The organism is Planococcus sp. SSTMD024, from assembly GCF_041320495.1.
Taxonomy (GTDB): Bacteria; Bacillota; Bacilli; order Bacillales_A; family Planococcaceae; genus Planococcus.
Genome location: NZ_JBGGNS010000018.1, coordinates 140,591 through 164,132 on the forward strand (window position 1 = coordinate 140,591; position 23,542 = coordinate 164,132).

Annotated in this window: 22 protein-coding genes; 9 read left to right on the forward strand and 13 right to left on the reverse strand. The window is 50.5% G+C overall.

What is annotated here, in order from left to right; all coding sequences use genetic code 11:
• Window positions 1–88: 88 nt before the first annotated feature.
• Window positions 89–274, forward strand: a complete 186-nt coding sequence (locus AB9R92_RS03625; RefSeq protein WP_370668152.1) for a YhzD family protein — start codon at window positions 89–91, stop codon at window positions 272–274.
• Window positions 275–620: 346 nt separating this feature from the next.
• On the opposite strand, the gene AB9R92_RS03630 is transcribed toward AB9R92_RS03625, so the two are convergent.
• The 3 genes from AB9R92_RS03630 to AB9R92_RS03640 all read right to left on the reverse strand — a co-directional run bounded on the left by AB9R92_RS03630 (window position 621) and on the right by AB9R92_RS03640 (window position 2,997).
• Entirely contained in the window at window positions 621–1,400 is a 780-nt protein-coding gene (locus AB9R92_RS03630; protein ID WP_370668153.1) for an enoyl-CoA hydratase, read from the reverse strand.
• Between the two features lie 87 nt (window positions 1,401–1,487).
• A complete protein-coding gene (locus AB9R92_RS03635) occupies window positions 1,488–1,835 on the reverse strand; it encodes a YlbF family regulator (RefSeq protein WP_370668154.1) in 348 nt (115 codons plus the stop codon).
• 13 nt (window positions 1,836–1,848) lie between these two features.
• A complete protein-coding gene (locus tag AB9R92_RS03640; protein WP_370668155.1) occupies window positions 1,849–2,997 on the reverse strand; it encodes a DUF445 domain-containing protein in 1,149 nt (382 codons plus the stop codon).
• Window positions 2,998–3,074: 77 nt separating this feature from the next.
• Between AB9R92_RS03640 and AB9R92_RS03645 the strand changes: the two genes are divergently transcribed.
• The gene (locus tag AB9R92_RS03645) at window positions 3,075–3,278 is read left to right on the forward strand and encodes a YheE family protein (protein WP_068868663.1); all 204 of its coding nucleotides are present in this window, start codon (window positions 3,075–3,077) and stop codon (window positions 3,276–3,278) included.
• A gap of 122 nt (window positions 3,279–3,400) precedes the next feature.
• Here the strand turns inward: AB9R92_RS03645 and AB9R92_RS03650 are convergent, their stop codons facing one another.
• Together AB9R92_RS03650 and AB9R92_RS03655 are read right to left on the reverse strand one after the other, a co-directional pair.
• Window positions 3,401–5,152 (reverse strand): ABC transporter ATP-binding protein, encoded by a 1,752-nt coding sequence (locus AB9R92_RS03650; RefSeq protein WP_370668156.1) that lies wholly within the window; start codon window positions 5,150–5,152, stop codon window positions 3,401–3,403.
• A 1-nt stretch (window position 5,153) separates the two neighbouring features.
• Window positions 5,154–6,893, reverse strand: coding sequence for an ABC transporter ATP-binding protein (locus AB9R92_RS03655; protein WP_370668157.1), 1,740 nt, complete (start codon window positions 6,891–6,893; stop codon window positions 5,154–5,156).
• Between the two features lie 519 nt (window positions 6,894–7,412).
• Here AB9R92_RS03655 and AB9R92_RS03660 point away from each other — a divergent pair.
• Together AB9R92_RS03660 and AB9R92_RS03665 are read left to right on the forward strand one after the other, a co-directional pair.
• A complete protein-coding gene (locus AB9R92_RS03660; protein ID WP_370668158.1) occupies window positions 7,413–7,934 on the forward strand; it encodes a universal stress protein in 522 nt (173 codons plus the stop codon).
• A 173-nt stretch (window positions 7,935–8,107) separates the two neighbouring features.
• Window positions 8,108–8,545, forward strand: coding sequence for a low molecular weight phosphatase family protein (locus tag AB9R92_RS03665; RefSeq protein ID WP_370668159.1), 438 nt, complete (start codon window positions 8,108–8,110; stop codon window positions 8,543–8,545).
• A gap of 50 nt (window positions 8,546–8,595) precedes the next feature.
• Here the strand turns inward: AB9R92_RS03665 and AB9R92_RS03670 are convergent, their stop codons facing one another.
• Genes AB9R92_RS03670 through chrA form a run of 3 tightly spaced genes read right to left on the reverse strand, consistent with a single transcriptional unit; the run spans window position 8,596 to window position 11,660 of the window.
• Window positions 8,596–9,219 (reverse strand): cyclase family protein, encoded by a 624-nt coding sequence (locus AB9R92_RS03670; RefSeq protein ID WP_370668160.1) that lies wholly within the window; start codon window positions 9,217–9,219, stop codon window positions 8,596–8,598.
• Window positions 9,220–10,461: a kynureninase gene (kynU, locus tag AB9R92_RS03675; protein ID WP_370668185.1), complete on the reverse strand. Its 1,242-nt coding sequence runs from the start codon at window positions 10,459–10,461 to the stop codon at window positions 9,220–9,222. It lies immediately after the preceding gene.
• 29 nt (window positions 10,462–10,490) lie between these two features.
• The gene (gene chrA, locus AB9R92_RS03680) at window positions 10,491–11,660 is read right to left on the reverse strand and encodes a chromate efflux transporter (protein ID WP_370668161.1); all 1,170 of its coding nucleotides are present in this window, start codon (window positions 11,658–11,660) and stop codon (window positions 10,491–10,493) included.
• Window positions 11,661–11,909: 249 nt separating this feature from the next.
• On the opposite strand from chrA, the gene AB9R92_RS03685 reads away from it, so the two are divergent.
• The 4 genes from AB9R92_RS03685 (at window position 11,910) to AB9R92_RS03700 (ending at window position 15,054) form a co-directional block, all read left to right on the forward strand.
• Window positions 11,910–13,250 carry a hemolysin family protein gene (locus tag AB9R92_RS03685; RefSeq protein WP_370668186.1) on the forward strand — a complete coding sequence of 447 codons (1,341 nt, stop codon included), beginning with the start codon at window positions 11,910–11,912 and terminating at the stop codon, window positions 13,248–13,250.
• A gap of 73 nt (window positions 13,251–13,323) precedes the next feature.
• The gene (locus AB9R92_RS03690; RefSeq protein WP_370668162.1) at window positions 13,324–14,217 is read left to right on the forward strand and encodes a cation diffusion facilitator family transporter; all 894 of its coding nucleotides are present in this window, start codon (window positions 13,324–13,326) and stop codon (window positions 14,215–14,217) included.
• On the forward strand, window positions 14,210–14,773 hold the full coding sequence (locus AB9R92_RS03695) for a hypothetical protein (protein WP_370668163.1): 564 nt from the start codon (window positions 14,210–14,212) through the stop codon (window positions 14,771–14,773). Before AB9R92_RS03690 ends, AB9R92_RS03695 begins: the two co-directional genes overlap by 8 nt.
• 92 nt (window positions 14,774–14,865) lie before the next feature.
• Window positions 14,866–15,054 carry a hypothetical protein gene (locus AB9R92_RS03700; protein ID WP_370668164.1) on the forward strand — a complete coding sequence of 63 codons (189 nt, stop codon included), beginning with the start codon at window positions 14,866–14,868 and terminating at the stop codon, window positions 15,052–15,054.
• Between the two features lie 81 nt (window positions 15,055–15,135).
• Here AB9R92_RS03700 and AB9R92_RS03705 read toward each other — a convergent pair whose 3' ends face one another.
• Entirely contained in the window at window positions 15,136–16,446 is a 1,311-nt protein-coding gene (locus tag AB9R92_RS03705; protein ID WP_370668165.1) for a DUF2254 domain-containing protein, read from the reverse strand.
• Window positions 16,447–16,832: 386 nt separating this feature from the next.
• Between AB9R92_RS03705 and rsgA the strand changes: the two genes are divergently transcribed.
• A complete protein-coding gene (gene rsgA, locus AB9R92_RS03710; RefSeq protein WP_370668166.1) occupies window positions 16,833–17,888 on the forward strand; it encodes a ribosome small subunit-dependent GTPase A in 1,056 nt (351 codons plus the stop codon).
• A gap of 146 nt (window positions 17,889–18,034) precedes the next feature.
• Here the strand turns inward: rsgA and AB9R92_RS03715 are convergent, their stop codons facing one another.
• From AB9R92_RS03715 to AB9R92_RS03730, 4 genes are all read right to left on the reverse strand, one after another.
• Window positions 18,035–18,670: a response regulator transcription factor gene (locus AB9R92_RS03715; RefSeq protein WP_370668167.1), complete on the reverse strand. Its 636-nt coding sequence runs from the start codon at window positions 18,668–18,670 to the stop codon at window positions 18,035–18,037.
• A gap of 12 nt (window positions 18,671–18,682) precedes the next feature.
• On the reverse strand, window positions 18,683–19,792 hold the full coding sequence (locus AB9R92_RS03720) for a GAF domain-containing sensor histidine kinase (protein WP_121301387.1): 1,110 nt from the start codon (window positions 19,790–19,792) through the stop codon (window positions 18,683–18,685).
• A 319-nt stretch (window positions 19,793–20,111) separates the two neighbouring features.
• On the reverse strand, window positions 20,112–21,812 hold the full coding sequence (locus AB9R92_RS03725; protein ID WP_370668168.1) for a phospho-sugar mutase: 1,701 nt from the start codon (window positions 21,810–21,812) through the stop codon (window positions 20,112–20,114).
• 75 nt (window positions 21,813–21,887) lie between these two features.
• Window positions 21,888–23,432, reverse strand: a complete 1,545-nt coding sequence (locus AB9R92_RS03730) for a GNAT family N-acetyltransferase (RefSeq protein ID WP_370668169.1) — start codon at window positions 23,430–23,432, stop codon at window positions 21,888–21,890.
• Window positions 23,433–23,542 lie beyond the last annotated feature (110 nt).

Sequence of the window (23,542 nt, forward strand, 5' to 3'; positions counted from 1 at the left end):
CAAGCCGAAATGTTTCAAAATTGCAGGACATTTCCGTTTAAACCCTTTATACTGAAACTGAATAACCGTTCAGAAAGGGGTGCCGAATATGAGAACATATAAACTGACTGCATACGAAAAAACCGGCAAATTGATCGAAGAAGAAACCTTCACAGCTGAAACTGATGACGAGGCAAAAGAAAAGGGGCTTGCGCTGCTCGAAGAAAAAGCGCTGACTGAAAAAACCCATCGGCTCGCATCTCCAGCCGGCAAACTTCTATTGTTCCATACCTAAAAAAAGCACGGCCGCGGCCGTGTTTTTTTCTTTTTCTCTTTTTTGCAACAAAAAGAATGACGGAAACCCGCCATTCTTTTACAGGCTGTCGAGAAACTCAAGAAACCGTATTTTCCGAAGCTTATCGCACGACTCCGTGGGGCGGGAATCGAGCCTCCTCGTCACTTCGTTCCTGCGGGGTCTCTCAAACCCGCTAGTCCCACAGGAGTCGAGCGAATGCTTCTCCAAATACTCAGATAGAGCATTGATTTTTGAATGTAGAAAAGATGACTCTCTTTTTAATTCATAGCGAATCATAGACTTCTTCAACACTCTGAAAAAGAATGACGGAAACCCGCCATTCTTTTCATCCCCCTTTAAAGGCAGGCTTGCGCTTTTCGACAAAGGCTTGGATGCCTTCGAGGTGGTCTGCTGTTTTACGCATCGCCGATTGCCCCGCTGCTTCGCCTGCAAGCACTTCATCCAACTCCGAAAGCTTCAAGCCGTGCAGGATTTCTTTCGACTTCAGCATCGCCGCAACCGGTGAGGCCAGTACTTCATGCGCATACTTCTCCGCCTGCTCCAAGCCTCTGCCTTCTGCCGTCACTTCTTCGATTAATCCTTTAGCAAGGGCATCATGCGCTTTTAGCACTTGCCCCGCCCAAATCAATTGCTTCGCCCGCGGCACGCCGACACGCTCTTTCAGGAAGAAATGGCCGCCCCCATCCGGGATAAGGCCGATGCCGATGAAATTCATCGCCAATTTGCTGCTTTCTTCCGCCACCACATGGTCGCAGGCAAGCGCCATGCTAAAGCCAAGCCCTGCGGAAGCACCGTGTACAGCCGCAATGGTCACTTGTGGCAGCGTGTAAAGTGCTCTTGCCAAGCGGCTGACATCTTCCATCACTACATCGATATCCATCGGGTTATCCGGGTCGACCATTTCCTTGATATCGCCTCCGGCAGAAAAAGCCCGTCCTGCCCCGTGAATGATCAGCGCATGAACGGACTGGTCATTTTTCAAGCTCTCAAAGCAATCCGCAAGCTCTCCCATCATTTTCGCGTTCATTGCGTTCATTGAATCCGGACGGTTCAGCACCAAGTACGCCAAACGCCCCTCTTTTTTCAGCATAATCGTTTGATACATAAGAAAAAGACACCCCTTCGTAAAAATGAATTAGCATTCATCTTTACGTATTCGGTGTCTTTTCCACAAACCCTTTTTTTGCAGGAATTACATGCTTTCGTAAAGGGATTGAACCGGCTTGATCAAGACGCGGTTCACTTCTTCGATCATTTGGCTAAGGCCCATTTCAGCTTCGAGCATCGTCAAGATCTTTTGGTTTTCTTGAGCGGCTTGAGCTGTCGCTTGGGCGCCCATCATTTCCTCTTCCGTGATTTCTTCGCCTTGCTGCTGCTTTTGCTGCAACGTGACTTGCAAATCGCGGAATTTCTTGAACAATTCGTTCGCTTCGTTGTCAGCTGTTACTTCTGCAACTGCCTGTTCGAGTTTCTGGAATTCCTCTGTTGAACGGAATGTTGATTCCAATTTGTTAATGTCGTCATAAATGTTTACTGCCATGTAAATCTCTCCTCTACCCTAAATTCAGCACCGTGACGAGCAAACCCTGGAGTATGCCGATAAAGCCCCCCAGAAATGCGCCCAGTACTGTGATCATCTTGAATTCTCTCCGTGAAATCCCGAGCACCAATTCTTCCAATCGGCTGAGCGGCAGAGAATCGACTTGCTGTTTGACCATATTTTCCATGTCGATTTTCAATATGGTCTCTTCTAACTTCTGCTCTCCCATTTCAAACGCGAAGTCTGTAATGAGAGGCGTAATATTGACACTTGTCCATTCTAACCCCCGAGGCCATGTCTCTGCAAGTGATGCGTCCAGCCTGCGGGAAATACCGGCCTGGTCGCGGACGTATTGCTTGATGGCGCGAATCGCCGGTTCCGCATCGAATTCTTTCAGAATGTCTTCAGCCTGCTTGTCCTGGAGCTTCTCCCATTCGCGGAATGCCAGGGTGCCGAGCAGCTCGAAGGTTTTCGGGGAATTAAGGAATTTGATGATTTCCGATTGGGTCTTATTCGTGATTGACTGGGAATCGCCAAACAAATTGTGGAGCACATTTCCGAAGCGGCCCCGTGATACCAAAAATTCATCCAATAAGCTTTTCACGGTTTGGCGTCCTGCCGGGGAAGCAAAATAATCTGTCCCTCTGCCGATGGCGTATTTGACGCCGCCGAAAATCTTTTCTTCGATTCCTGGCTTCCAGGCATCCGGCAACAGTTCACGGACAGTTTTCCCCGAAATATAAGCTTCGACAGCAACCCGGTTGCGGTCGACCAATCCGTCGAGTTTCGCTTCGATTTTACGGTCGACATCTTTTTGATTGGCGAGATCCAGCCACTCGTTGAATGTGCGGGGCGAGGAAAACAGGTGCTCGTCCAATTGGCGGTTCAGCCAATTTTCGGTTTTCTTATGCATCGCTTCATTGAAAAAGCGCTTTTTGAACGTTTCCGGCGTCAGCAAATGTTCCACCACGGTGCGTCCGAGCTGGCGCGACAATTCATCCCGGCGCTTCGGAATCAGCCCTGGCGTAAACGGCAGCCGGAACTTCCCAATGTATTTCGCTTCATATGGCCAGAACAGCATTTTGATCGCCAAATGGTTAGTCATGCCGCCGATCAATGCGCCAATCAATCCCATCAACATTAATGTCAGTAGAATATTCAACTAAGGTCACTCATTTCTTCTTTGTCTATTGCGCCTCTTCCCCTATAATGAAGGGAGACGATCAAAGGGGGATTCCGATGCTGCAGCATTTTAAATTCAAGCCGATGTTCGAAGACAGCCGGCTGCCCGGCTGGAACATCTCGTTCTTTTACCGCAATGAACGCATTCGCGGCGAGTATCATCCGGACGGGTCGATTATTTGGCAATCCGCTCCGCCGCAGGATGAGGAAGCCATCAAGAAAATGGTTCATGAGCTGATGCTCTATCATGTATACGATTGAAGCGCCGGGAAAGTTCCGGCGCTTTTTTTATCGCCATGCCGTAGCTATATTATAAAGATAGAGCTGCCGGTTTCACAACAATAGCGAATTGCTTCCCTTAAAAATAAAAAAGGGGTGGCCCCTTACCCAACATTCTGGGTAGTGGCCATCCCTGATTGGATGCGATACATTTGGCGGTAAATGCCGCCGTGTTCCATCAATTGATCATGCGTGCCGGATTCCGCGATTTCGCCCCGGTCAAGCACCAGAATGCGGTCTGCATTCTTGATGGTCGACAAACGGTGGGCGATGATGAACGTCGTCCGGCCTTTCTTCAATACATCCATCGCATGCTGGATGATTTCCTCTGTTTCCGTATCGATATTCGACGTCGCTTCGTCGAGGATCAAAATCGCCGGGTCGAATGCCAGTGCCCGGGCAAATGACACGAGCTGGCGCTGCCCGGATGAAAGCGTGCTGCCTTTTTCCACGACCGGCTCATCGATGCCGTTCGGCAAATGCTTCGTGACGCGCTCGCCGCCGACCGCGGCAAGCGCCGCTTCCGCTTTTTCGCGGCTGACGCGTTCGTCTCCAAGCGTGATATTGGATTCAATCGTTCCGGTGAACAAATATGGATCCTGCAAGACGATCCCCATATGTTCGCGCACAGCCTGCCGCGGCAGCTCGTCGACGTTGACGCCGTCGATCAGAATCTGCCCTTTTGTCGCGTCGTAAAAACGGAACAGCAAGTTCATGATCGAACTTTTCCCTGATCCTGTATGGCCGACAAGTGCGACCGTCTCCCCTTGTTTCGCTTCAAAAGACAAATCCTTCAGTACATACTCTTCATCTTTATACGCAAACCAGACATGTTCAAAGCGCACATTGCCTTCGTAGCGCTCTACCCGCTCATCGCTGACCGGTTCACCCGGTCGGTCGAGCAAGCGGAATACGCGTTCCGCCGCTACTAGCGCTTGCTCAAGACGGCTGAATTGGTTGACGATGCCGCTGATCGGATTGAACAGCCGGATGATGTAGTCGACGAATGCATACAGGACGCCGACCGTCACGACCGTATTGCCGGTCATTGAGGCGCCGCCAAAATACCAGATGAATAGAACGAAAATCATCGAGCGCAAGACGCCGACCATATTATGCGAGGCTGCTGCTTCTAGCACCAGTAGTTTCTGCTGGAACTTGAAATGCTTGTCGTTGAGTTCCTCAAATTCGCCTTTCATCTGCTTTTCCCGGCGGAACGCCTGGATGATGCTCATGCCTTGGATCGATTCATTGATCATGGCATTCATCTCGCTGACTTTTTCACGGACGATATGGTTGAAGTTTGAAGCGTATTTCCGGTAAATGAGCATCCATGCATACAATAGCGGCACGAGCACGAAGGCGATCGCCGCCATGCGCCAGTCCAGATAGAAAAGGGCCGCATAGATTCCAGCCATATACATGAAGCTTGTCGCGAATTGCGCAAGCACCGTGACGAATAACTCCCGGATCGCTTCGGTGTCGTTGGTGATGCGCGCAACCACTTTCCCTGCCGGCAAATTATCGAAATAGCTGATCGGCAAGCGTTGGACATGTTCGAAGACATCGGTCCGCATTTTCCGGATAACGCGGTTCGCGCCTTTTTGCAGCAAGATATACTGCAAATAGCGGAACACTGCCGTGACGACCGATAAGCCGAAGAACAAAGCCAAAAGCTGTGCGATCGGGCCGAATTCGATTTCCCCGGCCCCAGAGATGTGTTCATCGATGATTTCTTTGGCAATTAAAGGCGCTGCCAAATCGGCAGCCACTGCCACAGCAAGGAACACCAAGCCCCAGATGATGACGCTCTTGAATTGCAACGCATAATTCGTTAATCGTTTTCCTGTTCCCACCTTATTGCACCTCCCCGATTTGCTGGCGGAGGAATTGTTCATGATACCAGCCTTGTTTTGCCACTAATTTTTCGTGCGTACCTTCTTCGATGATGCGCCCATCATCCAGCACGACGATCCAATCGGCGTGTTTGACGGCAGACAATCGGTGCGTCGTGATGATCGTCGTCTTGCCTGCCCGTTCGCGTTGGATGTTCTCGATGATTTTGGCTTCTGTCTTGGCATCGACCGCCGATAAGGAATCATCCAAAATAAGGATTTCCGGATTTTTGATGATCGCCCGCGCGATTGAAATGCGCTGCTTTTGCCCTCCGGATAGCGCGACGCCTTTTTCGCCGACCAGCGTCTCCAGGCCGTTTGGCAACATTGCCAAATCTTTTTCGAAATGAGACAGCTTGATGGCTTGGGACACTTCCTCTTCCGTCGCATCCGCTTTTCCGAACAGGATGTTCTCAAGGATGGTCCGCGAAAATAGGACGTGATCCTGCGGGACATAGCCCACCCAATCGCGCAATTGCGCTTTGCTCAATTCGTTGATTTCGATGCCGTTCATCGTCAAGGACCCTTCACCTGTCGGGTATTCCTTTAGCAGCTGTTTGACGAATGTCGTTTTGCCGCTTCCCGTTTTGCCGACAATGCCGAGCGTCTGCCCGCTGTTCAGCGATAAATTGATGCCTTGCAGATTGATCGATGTCGACTGCGGGTAAGTAAAGCCGAAATCACGGAAGCCGATGCGTTCGGGATGCCCGGTATCTTTTGTCGTTTTCGGATCGACGACGTCTTCTTCGTAATCCAAAGTTTCATTGACGCGGTCGATCGACGCATTGCCGCGCTGCAGGATATTGATCAATTCACCGATTGCAAACATCGGCCAGACGATCATGCCGAGATAGACATTGAAGGCGACCAAATCGCCCAAAGTCATCGTCCCTTCGGAAACTAGGAATGCACCGTAACCGAGGCCAATGACATAACTGATGCCCGTCAGCACTTTCGTGACCGGCGCGAACAAGGCATCGATGCGCTCGACCGCCATATTCTTTTCGTACACATCCTGCGTCATGTCCTGGAATTCTTTTTCAGATGAACGCTCCTGCACATATGCCCTGACGACGCGGACGCCGCCGACCGATTCCAAGACGCTATCGTTCATATCGCCAAAAGCGTCCTGTGCCAAGGTATAGCGCTCGTGGATTTTCTTGCCGAGCAACTGGACGACAATCGCGAGCACCGGCAAGGGCAAAATCGCCAGGAAGGTCAGTTCCCATGAAACCAGCACGCCCATCGCCACGATAATCGTCGCCATGTACAAGGTCGAATCAACAAGCGTCAAGATCCCGAACCCTGCCGTCTCGGATATCGCCTTCAAGTCATTGGTGGAACGGGCCATCAAGTCCCCCGTCCGGTTTTTCTCATAGAATGTCGGCGTCATCTTGAGGAAATGCCCCATCAGGCTCGAGCGCAATTGCCGTTCGATGACATAAGCGCCTCCGAATAATTGGTATTGCCAGATGAAGTTGATGACATAAGCCAGCACCATCGCGACAAGCAAAACGACGATATACTGCCACAGCAGTTCACTCGTCAGTTCCTGCTGTGCGATGGCATCAATGGCCACGCCGATCAGCCACGGCGGCACGATCTCGAGAATATTCGCTACAAATAAGAGCACCACTGCGCTTGTATAACGCACCCAGTTTTCTTTAAAAAACCATTTCAATTTCCATAAAACATCAAACATACATTACGCCTTCTTTCCATTTTCAGTTTCGCTAATCGCCTTCAAGCGATTCTTTGATGAGTGCTTTTTTCACATGACGCTTTTCCATAATGCTTCTCTCCCTTAGTTTCGATTATTTATTTAAGCAGCAAAGCTGTTTAAACCACACAAAAAGAGCGCACACCTGTTTTCAGGCATGCGCTCTTGAAAATAGGACTGGATGCACAGACCCAACCCGAATATTTCTAGTTACGAAGTAAATAGCAATGAAAAATTATCGGAGAGCCTGGCAATGCTATGCAATTGGTTTTTAACGCCTTTTGAATTTTTTTCATTGCCCAAACCTCCTTTTCCATATATTTGTTAGTCCAAGAGTACCACTCGTTTTTTTGAATTGTCAAGCTATTTTGAACTAAAATGACAATTCAGCCAAAAGTCGTACTATTGCCCGTCCTGACACTGCCGGTAGTGTTCCATAGGTTTGCGTCTCCAATATTTGGGGGAACAAGAGAGTAACAGCAAAATGAGGCGGTGAAAAAAATGTATAAGAATATCGCAATCGCGTACGATGGATCGGAAGGCAGCAGGCTGGCACTGGAGAAAGGCATAGAACTTTCCAAGATTCTTCCAGGCTCTAAATTGACGGTCATCTACGTCAACGAAGAAGCACAGGAACGAACGGGCTATATGGACGTCGGGCATGCTTCCGCACCGGTCGCTTCTGCAAATGTCGACAGTTCATATGCACAGTTCATGCCCCCGGAAATCGGCGATGAAGGCTACCGGGCCCCGCCTGAAGTCGATACTGCCCGCGCTTCGGAATACTCGAAGCATATGCACAACTCCATTCAACAGCAGCTCGACGCCAAAAACGCCGAAGCTTCCGTTCTGGCACTGGAAGGCCCGGTCATCAAGACCATCACTGGGTTTATCGATGAGCAGAACATCGACCTTTTGATTGTCGGCAATAGCGGAAAATCCGGATTGCAGAAGTTTTTTGTCGGTTCAGTGAGCAGCAAGTTGATCAAAGATTCCAATTGCACCGTTCTTGTGGTGAAATGACCCCCCTAGGTTGTGGGCATCCCCCCGCGCTGAGGGGGATGTTTATTTTTATGACATATTTTTGACATAATTAATTGAATATCATATATTTATCTGTTTGCCTTCTCCTCTACATGGGTAAAGAATACTAATTAAACCAGCTGGAAAATAAAGAAAGGAAGAAGGGGTCAGCCATGCCGAGACATACTGTATATTTTCTATCATCACATCAACATCGCGGGCTGATGGCTGAAATTTGGGCGAGCCGCTTAATGCTGCCGGACTGGGACATCAGAAGCGCGGCATGGCACCAACCATCTTTCAACGACATTCCGATCGAAGTGCTAAAAGAAATCATTTTGGAAATTCCGCCAGTCGAACAGCGTGTATACAATCCGGAAGAAGTGAAACAAGCGGATTTGATCATCGCCTTGCACGATGGGGAATTCGAGCAAGACGATATTCCAAGGGATTTGCCGATGCAAAAGCTGGTTCGCTGGAATATTCCGAATCCCGAAATCCGCAGCACGGACAATGACGAAAAATGGGCTTTATACCAAGAAGTCTGCGATGCCATTGCAATGAATATCAAGCAAATGGAGCCGGTTCTCAGGTCACAATATGCACAGTGAAAAAATATAAAGAAAAGGCCGACAGTCAATTCAGACTGTCGGCCTTTTCTTTATTCTTTATACAACACTGCACGCACAGGGCTTCCTTCCCCGCCCCGGATCTTCAAAGGCAATGCAGCGAGTTTGTAGACACCTGGGGCAACCTCATCCAGCACGATGCCTTCCAAGATAAAGCGCTCGTTGCGATTCATTGCATGGTGCATCGGCAGTTCCTTGCTCGTCTCTGGATCGACGGATGGCACATCGACGCCGAGCAGGCGAACGCCCTTGTCTTTCATCCATTCGGCGATTGCCGGGTCGAATACCGGCCATGTGCCAGGAAATGCCGTGCGGTCCGGCCAGGAAACCGTCTTCAACAGCACAGCGTTGACGCCTTCCGCAAGTTCGTCCAAATCATCGAGTTGCACGGATTCACGGCCTGACACGTCCATCACTTGGGCTGTCGTCAAATATACATCCAATGGCAAATCGTCAGTTTTCAAGCCATTTTCATCATAATGGAATGGCGCGTCGATATGCGTGCCGATATGCGTGCTTGACTTGAATTCACCGATATTCACCGAACCGCTCTCTTTTTTCGTGACCGATAAGCGATAGGAAAACGGCGTATCCCCGGGCCATTCAGGAGTGGAACCGTCCAGCGCCATCGAAATATCTATAATGGATTTTGCCATTTATGCCACCACATTTCGTTCGTTGCTGAATTCTTTATAGCGTTCGTTATCAATAATTTCCTGTAAGGCACGAGCCACTTTTTCGACATCTTCAAAGCTCGTGTAGAATGCGACCGGCGCAAGGCGGATAATATCGGGCGCCCGGAAGTCCGGGACGATGCCCGCTTTTTTCAAGGCTTTGCAGATGCGCGCAGCTTCCTTGTGCGCAAGCGCGATATGGCCGCCGCGCTGATTATCCGCTTTCGGCGTGACGTCTATTAAAGAAGGCACGAGAGCTGCAAGCCTTTCACGCAGCATCGCCGTCAACTCCAAGGATTTTTTTCGGATTTCTTCAATCCCCGCTTCTTCGAACAACTCTAAGCTGCCGATCAGCGGCGCCATGCTGAAGATATTCGGCGTGCCGACCTGATAAGCTCCGGCCCCTTCCGCTTTGGTGAAACTATGGTCCATATCGAATTGCTTCGCCTTGTCCGAACCGAACCAGCCAGCGATTCCTGGGTTCAAATCGTGATGGCGCTCATGCAAATACAAGCCGCCTGTACCTCCAGGACCGGAATTCATGTATTTATAATGGCACCAGACAGCGAAATCCACGCCGTCTGCATGCAAATTATGCGGCATGGCGCCTGCCGAGTGGGCCAAATCGAATCCTGCGATGATGCCGTGCTTGTGTGCAGCTTGCGTAATCTCGCCGAGCGGCAGCAATTGGCCGCTTCGGTAAAGGACTGATGGCAGCAGCAAGACTGCGACATCGTCCGTCATCTCCGCTAAAATATCTTCCAGCTCGAGTGTGTAGCCATCGCGGCTTGTGACTTTTCGCATCGCGACTGACGGATCTTGCCCGCGCAGGCGCAAATGGCTCTCCACTGCATAGATGTCTGACGGGAAGTTCAGTTCGTCGACCAAAATGACAAAACGCTCATCTGTCGGCGCATAGACCGTCGACAGCATTTGGTGGATATTCGAGGTGATCGAGCCGGTCACCATCATTTCGTGCGCTTTCGCACCGAACAAGGGCGCCGCTTTCTCGCTCAATGTCTCAGCGAGCGTAAACCACGGATGTTCGCCTTCTGTCCAGCCCTCGATGCCGAATTGTTTCCAGCTTTCCATGAGCGCCACCAGCTTTGTTTCCGCACGCTTTGACATCAGGCCGAGTGAATTCCCGTCCATGTAAATGGTCCCCGGTTCTACAAAAAACTCTTCTTTGAATTTCGCTAACGGATCTTGTCGGTCTTTCTGCATTGCCGTGTCCAAATCTCATCTCTCCATTTCTATAGAGCATAAGCCAGCGCGCCGAGAAGCGCCGTAATCAAGACGACTTTCCACGGAGCCAGTTTCAAATAGACTAACATTCCGAAGGCGGCAATCGCAATGGCGAAGTCAACTGGCCCCTGAATTGCAGAAGTGAAAACCGGATCATACAGCGCCGCAAGCAAAATGCCGACCACGCCTGCGTTGATGCCTTTTAGGGCCGCTTGGATGCCGGGTTTCGTGCGGATGACGCTCCAAAACGGCAATGTCCCGATGACCAATAGGAACGACGGCAAGAACATCGCGACAACGGCGATCAAGACGCCGCCCGCACCACTCATCAATTGCCCTAGGTAAGCGGACAAAGTGAACAATGGGCCAGGGACAGCCTGCGCCGCCCCGTATCCGGCGATGAAGGCATCTGCCGTCATCCATTCAGGCACGACTTCACGTTCGAGCATCGGCAAGACGACATGCCCCCCGCCGAAGACGATTGCCCCGACACGGTAGAAAATATCAAAAATCGCAAATGCACTCGATTCGATAAACGGGCGGACAAGGGGCAAGCCGATCAGCAATGCCCCAAAAATTCCCCACGCAGCGAGCCCGGTCTTTTTGCCGAAGGTCAAGGCAAGCTTGACGGCATCGGGCGCCTGGTCTCTCCGGTACATTAAAAAGCCGACGACCCCGGCCAATAGAATGACGACGATTTGCGCCCAGGCAGTCGGCACCAGCAAAATGGCGATAGCCGCACCGAAGGCGATCATCAGCCGCTGAACATCCGGCGTCAGCGATTTCCCCATGCCGAGCAAAGCATGAGCAACGACCGCGACCGCAACGATCTTCAAGCCTTGCAGCCAGGCAATGTCGATCGAACCGCTCGTAATCAGCATGGCAAAAATCATCAAGGCGACGACAGAAGGCATAGTAAATCCGAGCCAGGATAAAAACCCGCCCATGATCCCCCCGCGCAGCATGCCGATCGAGATGCCGACTTGCGAACTAGCGGGCCCCGGCAAGAATTGGCACAATGCCACCAAGTCTGCATATGCTTTATCGTCCAACCATTTTCTTCTATGTACATATTCATCCCTGAAATAACCAATATGGGCAGCCGGCCCGCCAAACGAGGTCAAGCCCAGCTTGGTTGAGGCTTTCAGGATTTCCATCCAGCGTTCTTTTCGCTTCACTATCCATCTCCCTTTCTCTTTTGGATTCTTTTCTATCATAACGGTTTGCTTATATGTTTCAATATTAAATCCACGTAAATTTTTTTCACTGAATAATTAGTCTTTTTGGTGGTATACTTCTAGAAAGCTCTGCCTGTCGTTTTAAGGACAGATCCATTCCATGAATATTCTTTGAGATAATTATCCGGCATCGCCCCCGTTTCTCTCATCTTTCATTTCCAGGAGGTGCAAACTTTGCGTCCTTCCCTAATGGGGCCGGCGCAAAGGAGTCATTTGGACATTCCCATACGAATTGCGGCGATTGCCGCTTTGATCGGTTCTGCCGCCTTTTTTTCTGCATGCGAATACGCGATTGTTAATATCCGCACCCCGCGTCTCGATGAATCGATTGCCGCCAATAGCAAACAAGCCCAAGCTGCCACGAAAATTGCGGCGCATGCCGATATGTATCTATTCGCCTGCCAAGTCGGCATTGCCTTAACCGTTCTTGGGCTCGGTTGGGTGGGCCATGGGCTCGTACAAGAAGCGGTGCAGCCCTTGGCCGAAAATCTCGGTGTACCAGCAGCAAGTGCCGGTTGGCTAAGCTTTTTGGCAGCTTTTCTGGGCGTAGCTTTGCTATTGGTCGTGTTCGGCGAGTTATTTCCGAAGACCTTTGCCATTCACAACCCCGAGCGGGTTATCCTGACGTTCGCCGGGCCACTTGTTATTGCTTACTGGCTCTTGTTTCCATTCATTTTCCTATTCAGCGCAATTGCCCGTTTGATTTCCGCATTGTTCGGCATCAAAAGATTATCGCGCAGCGAAATGGGCCATACTGAAGAAGAATTGAAATTATTGTTATCCGAAAGCCTGAAAAGCGGCGAAATCAACGCATCGGAATTTGATTACGTCAATCGCATCTTCGAGTTCGATGAACGCATCGCCAAAGAGATCATGGTGCCGCGCATGGAAATGAGCACGATCGCCCACGATTTGAGCTTGCGCGATGTGTTCGCATTGGAAGGAATCGAGCAATTCACGCGCTATCCGATTACGGAAGGGGATAAAGACCATGTCCTCGGGGTCGTCAACATGAAGCAGTTATTGAGCGCTTATGTGAAAAATCCCGATACCGGGAACTTGCCTGTTTCCGCCTTTATCCAACCGGTAATCCAGGTCATCGAAACGATGCCAGTCAGTGAGTTGTTATTGAAGATACAGCGCGAACGCATCCATATGGCCATTTTGCGCGACGAATATGGCGGCACTTCGGGGCTGGTCACGATTGAAGACATACTTGAGGAAATTGTCGGCGATATCCAGGATGAATTCGATATTGATGAAGCTCCCGACGTCCAAATGCTCGGTGAAGACCATTATATTTTCAATGCCAAATTATTGCTCGATACCGTGAACGTCATTCTTGGGATTGATATCGATGAGGAAGACATTGACACTATTGGAGGATGGTTCATGGACATGCACTTCGATGCGGTCGAGGGCCAGAAAATCATCGAACAAGGCTACGAATTCCGCATCCAGGAAGTCGATGGCCACCATATCCTTTATTTAGAAGTTCAAAAAGCACCTCCTGAAGATCTTCCTGTATAATGGTATTTGCGATACGGCCCTCTTTGGAGGGTCGTTTCCGTTTATCCACAATCCAAGCTGGAGATGAATTGCAATGGAATTATACGATAATCTCCGCAAAGGAGAAAAAGGCGCCTGGCTCAGCATCGGGGCTTATCTGTTTTTAAGCGCCATTAAACTCGGCGTCGGATTTTGGGGCGGCTCCGAAGCACTAAAGGCGGACGGATTGAACAATGTCACCGACATCGTCGCCTCCGTTGCTGTACTGATCGGGCTGAGGATCTCCCAAAAGCCGCCTGATGACAACCATCATTACGGGCATTTGAAAGCCGAGACGATCGCTTCGCTATTGGCTTCGTTCATTATGGCTGTCATCGGCCTGCAAGTGCTGTTGAATTCAGTGAAGACGGTGCTTACCCCGGCACTCGAACCGCCTTCCCCACTGACCGCTGTTGTCGCGTTTTTCTCGGCTGCCATCATGTATGGCGTTTACCGCTATAACTTGAAATTGAGCCGGGAAATTAAAAGTTCAGCCGTCCGGGCCGCTGCCTACGACAACCGTTCGGATGCGCTAGTCAGCATTGGGGCTGGGATCGGCATCACCGGAGCCATCCTCGGCGCACCGCTGATCGATTCGATCACCGCTTTTCTCGTCGGGCTGATTATCATCAAAACAGCATTGGATATTTTCCGCGAGTCGGTCTTGACCTTAACTGATGCCTTTGATGAAGAAGCTGTCGAGTCGCTTTCTGTCTTGATCCGCCGCGTGCCGGGCGTATTGGATTTACGCGATTTTAAAGGGCGCACCCACGGAAATGTCATGTTCATCGACTTAACCGTTAGCGTCGCGCCTTATTTGAATGTGGTTGAAAGCCATTGGATCACCGAGGAAATTGAAAGAAAAATCCAAAAAGTGAAACCGAATTGCGTCGTTCTCGTACATATAGAGCCCGACTACTCAATCGAGGAGGACGAAGAGGATGGTTGATTTTTACGATCAGAAAAAAATTGTTCTGGTCACTTTCGGTATTATTCTGCTCATTTCCGCTTTATTTGTTCCAGCAGCTGTGTTCTACCCCGCAAAAGTCGTCACTATAACACCGGAGGCGGAAATCGTCGGCACGTCGTTCTGGTCGCTTGTGCTTGGCGGGGTGGGCATTGTATTGCTAGCGGCCGCATTATTCATCGCAGCACTGATCGAACAGCGGTTGAAGTCCTGGCTATTGTCTGGCGCTGTCGCTGTGACCGGTCTTGTATCGATCGCCTTTTCGCTTGGCGATTATTATTACATGACCAGCGACAGCTTTACGTACAATCCGCCCCTATCGTTCAATTCCTCCACCTATACATGGGAAGAGTTCGAAAGAGTCGAAGAACGCCTTCAAAAACAAGATGGGACCAGTTCAATCGAGTCGGTCGCTTATTATTTCCGCGACGGCGGCATGGTCGAATTCTCCAGCGGCCGGATTTTTGAGATGCACAGTTCCTTGGCACGCCGCGTCGAAACGGCGGGAGGCGAATTCACTCGAATTCCAGCACAATAGCAGAGAAAAACGCCTGATCTTCTGAGATCAGGCGTTTTTGTATGGATTTTTTATTCCGTTCTTTCGCCCGGTAAAGACGCGAGGCGAATGCCATGTTCTACAAACAAGGCAGAAATGCCATGGCGGATCCGGCTTTCCAGGCGGTCTTTCATTTTAACATTCAAGACCCGCGCTTCGACTTGAAAATCCATCGAGGAATTGCGGAAATCGATGAACTGGGCGTCGGGCTTTTCATCGGGCACGCCGTCGACTTTAGTGCCTTGTTCCTGAGCGGGTCTTGACGACTTGTTCGATGAAATACTGGTTTGGCATAATTCCCTCCTTTGCAAGTAGCACCCGTTTCCGTCAGATGCTGATGCCCATCATATTTCCTGGTCCGGCTGGTAATCGCTGAATAGGACCGGACGGCGGTCCACCGCTGTTGCCAGCACATCCAATTTCCCTTGGATGTAGCGGCGGTCGAGCCGTTTGAACGGCGCCCCCTCCAAATGTTCAAGCACGTGCAGCTGTGTTTCCCAAATGGCTTCGTGATGCAACGGACTTGATAATTGCGCCGCGTTTGTCAAGGATTCGAGGATCGCTGCCACGACCGACACATCTTCTTTTCCGTAATGGATCAATTGATGGAATGTCAAATAGAGAAAATGCGGGAATGTGAAGAATGGATAGCGTACCCGGCCTCTTTGTTTTTCGTCTCTGATGGTGATCGCACCTGTCTCCAGATGGCTCAATTTACCGAGCAGCCGACCGATCCGGATGATGATGCCATTCGCTGTATTCGGGTCGTTGATACCCGGGGAGATCGCCCGCAGCGCCACTTCAACCATTTTCTGAATGGCGAAATCAAGGTCCTGATCAGTTGTCCGCTCCGTGCCGATCGTGATAAAGCGCCGAAGATCGAGATCTTCCTGCTGTCGTTGGTAGAAGCGGCATAATGGCGTATTTTCATGAACATACGAACCGATGCCATGAAGGATTTCAACTTCCAGGTCGTGCTCCACTGCATACTCCGTCAATTTATCGAAATACAGGAATTGGATGTATCCGGCATTTTCGGCCAAAATGGTTTCTGCAAAGCCATCCGGATTCCACTGGGTTTCAATCTCCATTTCCTGCTGCTGTTTTTCACTATACGTATCGATGATGCGCTCTGTATCTTCTTCAAGTTCCTCGATCAACTTTTCCACTTGCACATTCGTCGCAATGTGATGAATGAAATACGCAAACGTCGACAGGCAAAGAAACGCAATGACGATCCCGGCAAACGTAGAGATGACGTCGTGCGTATAAAGGGCGTCGCGCATAAACAATAACGACAGCGTGTTATAGATGAAACCGCCCAAAAAGACACCAAGCACGCGCCACGTCAGGCGGTCGTGGACAAAATTCTTCAATGTCCTCGGGGAAAACTGGGAAGAATACATTGTCAGCACGACGAGAATCGTGGAAAAGGTAAACGTCGTCATGGTCAACAGCGCACCGGCGAGCGCCCCCATAATCGTTTGGGCCAACTCTACATTGGTCAGCAAGATATCCGGGATGAATTGACGGTATTGCTGGACCACCAATAAATCCACGTAAAAAAATCCAATGGATAATAACACGGCAAGGAAGCTGTAGAGAGCTGGCGTCACCCATAATTTTTCCCGCCATTCGTAAAAAATCCTTTTCATAACTTCCCCCCTAAAAAACATTCACTTGTTCCCCTGTTCCCCCATTCCATTTAGGGCAAACGCCGGTTCTATTTCACCCTTGCCTTTTATTTAAGAAGTGGAGACGCGTAGGGATAAATGCTAACGGCAGTATGCCATTGTCGAAATACTCTTAAAAAACCATTGACCTCTGCTTCATTTCCTATTATCATTAGCATAACTAATGGAAAGAGGTGAGGCATTATGGTGACAATTTCAGTTCGTGCAACCCGTAACTTAATAATGTTTGCTGTGATGTCTCCCTCTGTGTATCGCTGACGATACGCTTCTTTCCTATGCGCGGGGACCATGGCAGGCGTTATTGCAGCCATGGTCTTTTATTATGCATTTTTTAGGAGGAAGTTACATTGTCAATTATTGAACAATACGGATGGAACGAATCATTCGCACAAGCATTGCCTGAACAGAAAATCCCGGGCCGCGTCATTCTCGAGCATAAAAGCGGCTATCGCGTCATGACCGATTTCGGTGAATGGCCGGCGACGCTTTCAGGAAATTACCGCCATAGCCACAGCCGCGATGAATTTCCGAGTGTCGGAGACTGGGTGGCGCTAGAGCAAATGCCTGGAGAAGACAAAGGCATCATCCACCAGCTGCTGCCAAGAAGTTCGCGCTTCACCCGAAAAGCGGCCGGGGAAACGTCCGAGATGCAAACGATCGCCGTCAATCTCGACTACGTCTTTCTGGTCATGTCGCTGAATCACGATTTTAATGTCCGGCGCCTTGAACGCTATATGGTCGCCGCTTGGGATTCAGGCGCTATGCCGGTCGTCGTCCTGACGAAAAGCGACCAATGCGAAGACCCTGCAGTTTACTTAAAAGAAGTCGCCGCTACCGCATTCGGCGTCGATGTATTTGCCGTGTCGGCCTTGACCGGTGCCGGCATGGACGCCTTCAATCGCTATTTAACGGACGGCAAAACCGGCGCGTTGCTCGGTTCGTCCGGAGTCGGAAAATCCTCGCTTATCAACGCCTTGACCCAAAGCGATAAAATGGCGGTGCAGGACATCCGGGAAGACGACAGCAAAGGCCGCCATACGACGACCCACCGCGAACTCGTACTGCTGCCGGGCGGCGGGTTATTGATCGATACGCCGGGTATGCGCGAATTCCAGTTGGGCGATTCTGCCGACGGCCTTGAGTCTAGCTTTCAGGACATCACAAGCTTTGCTGCCGAATGCCGTTTCCGTGATTGCAGCCACCAACAAGAACCCGGCTGCCGCATCCAATCTGCGCTTGCTTCCGGCGAATTGCCGGAAGAGCGCTATCTGAGCTATTTAAAATTGCTGCGTGAGCTCGACTATATCGAACGGAAAAGCGATGCTGCCAAACAACAGGCAGAACGCGCGGTATGGAAACAGCGCACGAAAGAATACCGCAGCCGTCCTGTTAAGAAAAGATAAAAGACTGCCGGATTTCAGAGTGTCGAAGAAGTCTATTAATCCATTACGAATTAGAATGGAATCTTTTTTTCTACAGTCAAAACTCAATTCTCGACAAACTGAAAAGACTGCCGGATTTACTTCCGGCAGTCTTTTTCTAGTTCCATTCAATTGGCGTATTCCGTCAACCCGTGCTTGACGGCGTAAAGTGCCGCTTGCGTCCGGTCCTGAACTTCAAGTTTGATGAAGATATTGGAAATATGCGTTTTCACCGTCTTCTCCGTCACGAACAAAGCAGACGCCACTTCCCGGTTGCTTTTCCCTTTGGTCAGTTCGGCGAGCACTTCCGCTTCACGCGGCGTCAACGGATGAAGGATGTGCGGCGGCGGGTCCTCCGGCGCTTTCGCTAGTTCCGACGAAGCTTTCGGGTGCAGCGTGTTCTCCCCGCGCATCAAGCTGCGCAGCGATTCCACCAATTCGTCCGGCTCGATGTCTTTCAGCTGATAGCCAGCAGCCCCCGCTTCGATCGCAGGAAGGATATGGTCGCGGTCGGAAAAGCTTGTAAGCATCAAGACGATGATATCCGGATAGGACTCTTTGATTTTCCGGGTGGCCTGGATGCCGTCCATTTCCGGCATGACCAGATCCATCAAGACGATATCCGGCTGCAGCTCGCCTGCCATCTCGACAGCTTCGACGCCATTCGCAGCCTCCCCGACTACTTCAATGTCTTTTTGGGTTTTCAAAAAAAACAGCAACCCTCTGCGTACTACGTGATGATCATCCGCAATCAATACTCTCATCTTGCCACTCCTTTAATACGGAATCCGGACAAGGATTTCCGTTCCTTTGCTTAATTCGCTTGACCAGTCCGCCGTACCGCCTTCTGCTTTCGCCCGGTCGCGAATGCTCTGTATGCCGATCGACGGGATTGCGCCGTGTGCGGGGGAAAAGCCGAGCCCTTCGTCTTTAATCACCAATAAGACATCTGTCGGTGTGATCGTCACGTAGATTTGGGCAGCGCTCGTGCCCGCATGCTTGCGCACATTATTGAGTGCTTCCTGCGCGATGCGGAATAAAGTTTCTTCCGTGCGCGACGGCAATTGGATCACGCCGGTCACTTTCGTTTCCATCGACAGCCCGAGCATTTCCCCGTAGGCTTTGATCGCATCGATCAAGCCGCTTTCCAGTCCTTTCGGCCGCAATTGCCAAATGAGCGCCCTCATTTCGTTGAGCGCTTCCTGGCTGAGATGCTGGATGTCGCGGAACGTGCTTTTTTGCGCTTCGTCTTCTGCCATTTCGATGCCGCCCCTCGCCGTCAACGTGACCGAGAACAAGAGCTGATTGACGGAATCGTGCAAATCCCGTGCGAGCCGATTGCGCTCTTTGACAAGCGCCAGCTCTTGTTCTTGTTTGGTCAGCACGATGCGTTTGATGGCGGAGCCGATCTGGAAAGCGACCGATTCCAATAACGCCAGTTCGTCTTTTGAAAAGCGTACCGTATCGGCCGCAGCGATATTGAGCAAGCCGAATTTTTCCTTGCCGGATTGCAGCGGCACGGTCGCGTGATGCGAAATATTGCCGATTTTCCCGTGTGCTGCCTTGGCATTTTCGATGCGCTGGCAGGCGATGATATTCGACGCCTTTTCCAAATCGCCGTCATGATAGCGCTTGACGCACCAGCATCCGCCTTTCGTCAAATGGCGGCAGTCCCGCTCCTCGAGCGCATCCGGCAAATTGGCTTGTGCCACAAGCCTGTGCTTGCCTTTTTCATCAATGAAAAAGATCCATGCTGTTTCAAAATTGGAGTTTTGCAGCAGCTTGTCGATCGCACCGCCGAGCATGCGCTCCATATTCGTTTCTTCGTTCAACAACTCCGCGATTTCTTTCAATAAGATGACGTCCGAATGCTGTTCAGGCACCATGGGGCTGATCCCTCCTAGTTGCTATTGTAACGATAAGAACCGGCGCTTGCCTCATTCTTTCGAATGAAAAAGCTCCCTCTATGGGGAGCTTTTTCAGGTTGTCGAGAAAAGTAAGAAGTCGTATTTTCCGAAGCTTATTGCTCGCTTTCCGTGGGGCGGGAATCGAGCCTCCTCGTTCGCTGCGCTCCCTGCGGGGTCTCTCAAACCCGCTAATCCCACAGGAGTCGAGCAAACGCTTCTCCAAATACTCAGCCAGTCCATTGATTTTAAATTAGTGAAAGGCGAGCACTTTTTTGATTATAGTGTATTAAAGTCTTTTTCAGCGGTTCGCAACGATGTCGAGAAACGATTCTTTCAATAACTCGAGCTTTTCGTCGCTTTCCTGCTGAGTGGCTGCTTTGACGCCGAAATAGTATTTCACTTTCGGCTCGGTGCCGCTTGGGCGTACGCAGACCCAAGAACCATCCGAGAGGAAGTATTTCAGGACATTCGACTGCGGCAAGACGATTGCCTCGCTCGTGCCCATATCGACTAATGTTCGTGTACGGCTGTTGTAGTCTTCGATTTTTACGACCGCGATGCCTGCAATGGATTGCGGCGGCATTGCACGCAAGCCGTCGAGCAGCCGCGTGATTTCGCGTGCCCCTTCGATTCCTTTTTTCGTCACGGAAACGAGCAGTTCGCGATAGAAGCCGTGGCGTTCATACAATTCATTCAATACACCGTACAGGTTTTTGCCTTGCTTCTTATAGAAGGCAGCCGCTTCGACCAATAGCAATGTCGCTTGAACGGCGTCTTTGTCGCGGGCAAAATCACGGATCAAATAGCCGTAACTTTCCTCGTAGCCGAACAGGAAAGTGAATTTGTGCTGCGCATCATTTTCCCGCAGCTTCTCACCGATAAATTTAAAGCCTGTCAACACATCTTCGCTCTCTACTCCATAGCTTCTAGCGACCGCTTCCCCGAATCCGGAAGTGACGATGGTCTTGAAGATGCGCCCGTCTTCCGGCAATTCGCCTTTGGCTTTTTTCTGGCTCAATAAATATTCCAGCAAGATGCCGCCGGTTTGGTTGCCGGTCAACAATTCGTACTGCGTACCGGTCCAAACTGCCGCCCCGACACGGTCGCCGTCCGGGTCGATGGCAATCAATAAATCTGCGGTCTGCTCTTCGCCGTATTTCCGGGCGAGGTCAAATGCGGAGGATTCTTCCGGGTTTGGCGATTCCACCGTCGGGAATTCACCGTCCGGCGCCATTTGTTCTTCGACATAGCTGACGCCGCTATAGCCCGCTTCGTCAAAAACCCGGCGCACGGTCGCGCCTGATGCTCCGTGGAGCGGCGTGAAGACGACGCTGATCGGCTCAACGTTCGTTTCCTGAACCGTCAACACCTGGTCGATATAGGCGCGGTCGAGCTGTTCGCCGAGAATTTCCAATAAGGAGGAATCATACTCTTCATTTTCGATTGCTAGTTCATCTTCTACACGGCTGACAAATCCAATGACCTGGTCCGCCGCTTCCAAATCCAATTGCGCTCCGTCTTCGCCGTAAACTTTGTAGCCATTGTATTCAGGCGGGTTGTGGCTCGCGGTGATAACAATGCCCATGAACGCATTCAATTCACGCACCGTGAATGATAATTGCGGCGTTGTGCGCGCAGCTTCATACACATAGGCACGGATGCCGGCCGCTGCAAATGTACGCGCTGCTTCTTCGGCAAACTCCGGCGACATGCGGCGGCTGTCGAACGCAATCGCCACGCCGCGGTTCATCGCCTCATCGCCAAAGCTTTCAATGTAATCGGCAATGCCTTTTGACGCTTTTCTGACTGTATAGACGTTCATGCGGTTTGTGCCCGGCCCGATTTCACCGCGCATCCCCCCAGTTCCGAACACCAAGTCCTGATAAAACGCATCTTCTGCCAGCAGCTCGTCTTCAGATAATAATTGCAGCTGCTGTTTCGTTTTCACATCCAGCCCCTCGTGACCGAGCCATTTTTGCATTCGCTGTTTCCATGTCATGGTTCATCCCTCCAATTACTTATCAGTTTACCAAATTTCCCATAAAAAAACCGCCCCAATTCGGAGCGGTTGAAGTTAATCTTTCTTGTATTCGACGCGGTAGACGTCATGGCGGCGGTCCTTCAATTGCTTCACGGTGCCGTCTTGGCGCTGGCGTCTGAGGATTTCAAGGTCGACATCCCCAATCAACACCATTTCCAGGTTCGGATTGGTTTCGCCGACGATGCCGTCGCGCGCGAATTCGAAATCGCTTGGTGCAAAGATGCCGGACTGGGCATATTGAATATCCATGTTTTCCGTTTGCGGCAAGTTGCCGACCGTTCCGGAAATGACTGTGTAGATCTGGTTTTCGACCGCGCGGGCCTGTGCGCAATAGCGTACACGCAAATAGCCTTGCCGGTCTTCTGTACAGAACGGCGAGAAGATGATGTTGGCGCCCATATCGGTTGCGATGCGGGCCAGTTCAGGGAATTCGATATCGTAGCAGATCTGGATGGCGATCTTTCCGCAGTCCGTATCGAATACGCGCACCGAGTCGCCTGCAGAAATGCCCCACCATTTGCGTTCGTTCGGCGTGATGTGAATCTTGTACTGCTTGTCGATCGAGCCGTCGCGTCGGAACAAATAGGCGATGTTGTAGATTTCGTCATCTTCTTCCTTGACGAAATGGGAACCGCCGATGATGTTGACGTTATAGCGCACGGCAAGATCCGTGAACAGCTCGATATATTGAGGCGTAAATTCCGTCAGTTTGCGAACCGCTTGGCTCGGCGACGGTTCATTCAAGAACGACATCAATTGCGTCGTGAAAATTTCCGGGAACACGACAAAATCCGAATGCGCATCCGATGCCACGTCGACAAAGTACTCGACTTGGTTCGCCAAATCGTCAAATGAATTGATGGCACGCATCAAGTATTGGACGACGCAGATGCGCACCGGCAAACTCGTCTTGAAATGGCGCTTCGATACCGGCTTATAGTCGACATTGTTCCATTCCATCAAGGTTGCGTATTTCCCGGATGCTTTATCATCTTTTAAATAGCCGGGGTTGATGCGCATGAGCTGGAACCCGTTCATCAACTGGAACGTCAGAACCGGGTCATAGATTTTATGGCGCGATACCGCATCGACATATTCACGCGGAGACATTTCGTCTGCGTGCTTATGGTAGTTCGGGATGCGTCCCCCGATGATGATCGATTTCAAGTTCAGTTCACGCGCGAGTTCTTTGCGTGCTTCATACAAACGCTGCCCGACTTGCATGCGTCGGTATTCAGGGTGCACCATCACTTCGATGCCGTACATATTATAGCCGTCTTGGTTATGGTTGGTAATATAGCCGCCGTCCGTGACATCGTCCCATGTATGGCGATCATCGTATTCATCAAAATTAATTAACAAGCTTGAACACGAACCGATCACTTTGCCATCTAACTCTGCAACGATCTGTCCTTGCCCAAAAACGCCTAAATGGCTTCTTAGCTGCTCTTCTTTCCAAGGTTCCATGCCCGGAAAGCAAAGCTGCTGCATTTCCAGAATGGCAGGTATATCAGCATAGCTCATCTCGCGGATGATCATGCTTTTTTCAAAGTGGGATAAATCGAATTGTTCTGCCACGTTACCGCGCTCCTTCACAAAAGTTTCAAAGTTAATTATAGCCCATACGCCGGGTTGTTGATATTATTTTACTTGTATGGTTTTAAGAATTATACTTCAAAAGGAAAGCT

Excerpts from the sequence above, each read along its gene's own strand:
- AB9R92_RS03625 (WP_370668152.1), top strand. The coding sequence starts at position 89 with ATGAGAACATATAAACTGACTGCATACGAAAAAACCGGCAAATTGATC.
- AB9R92_RS03630 (WP_370668153.1), bottom strand. The coding sequence starts at position 1,400 with ATGTATCAAACGATTATGCTGAAAAAAGAGGGGCGTTTGGCGTACTTG.
- AB9R92_RS03635 (WP_370668154.1), bottom strand. The coding sequence starts at position 1,835 with ATGGCAGTAAACATTTATGACGACATTAACAAATTGGAATCAACATTC.
- AB9R92_RS03645 (WP_068868663.1), top strand. The coding sequence starts at position 3,075 with ATGCTGCAGCATTTTAAATTCAAGCCGATGTTCGAAGACAGCCGGCTG.
- AB9R92_RS03655 (WP_370668157.1), bottom strand. The coding sequence starts at position 6,893 with ATGTTTGATGTTTTATGGAAATTGAAATGGTTTTTTAAAGAAAACTGG.
- AB9R92_RS03660 (WP_370668158.1), top strand. The coding sequence starts at position 7,413 with ATGTATAAGAATATCGCAATCGCGTACGATGGATCGGAAGGCAGCAGG.
- AB9R92_RS03665 (WP_370668159.1), top strand. The coding sequence starts at position 8,108 with ATGCCGAGACATACTGTATATTTTCTATCATCACATCAACATCGCGGG.
- AB9R92_RS03670 (WP_370668160.1), bottom strand. The coding sequence starts at position 9,219 with ATGGCAAAATCCATTATAGATATTTCGATGGCGCTGGACGGTTCCACT.
- kynU (WP_370668185.1), bottom strand. The coding sequence starts at position 10,461 with ATGCAGAAAGACCGACAAGATCCGTTAGCGAAATTCAAAGAAGAGTTT.
- AB9R92_RS03685 (WP_370668186.1), top strand. The coding sequence starts at position 11,910 with ATGGGGCCGGCGCAAAGGAGTCATTTGGACATTCCCATACGAATTGCG.
- AB9R92_RS03690 (WP_370668162.1), top strand. The coding sequence starts at position 13,324 with ATGGAATTATACGATAATCTCCGCAAAGGAGAAAAAGGCGCCTGGCTC.
- AB9R92_RS03695 (WP_370668163.1), top strand. The coding sequence starts at position 14,210 with ATGGTTGATTTTTACGATCAGAAAAAAATTGTTCTGGTCACTTTCGGT.
- AB9R92_RS03700 (WP_370668164.1), top strand. The coding sequence starts at position 14,866 with ATGTTCTACAAACAAGGCAGAAATGCCATGGCGGATCCGGCTTTCCAG.
- AB9R92_RS03705 (WP_370668165.1), bottom strand. The coding sequence starts at position 16,446 with ATGAAAAGGATTTTTTACGAATGGCGGGAAAAATTATGGGTGACGCCA.
- AB9R92_RS03715 (WP_370668167.1), bottom strand. The coding sequence starts at position 18,670 with ATGAGAGTATTGATTGCGGATGATCATCACGTAGTACGCAGAGGGTTG.
- AB9R92_RS03720 (WP_121301387.1), bottom strand. The coding sequence starts at position 19,792 with ATGGTGCCTGAACAGCATTCGGACGTCATCTTATTGAAAGAAATCGCG.
- AB9R92_RS03725 (WP_370668168.1), bottom strand. The coding sequence starts at position 21,812 with ATGACATGGAAACAGCGAATGCAAAAATGGCTCGGTCACGAGGGGCTG.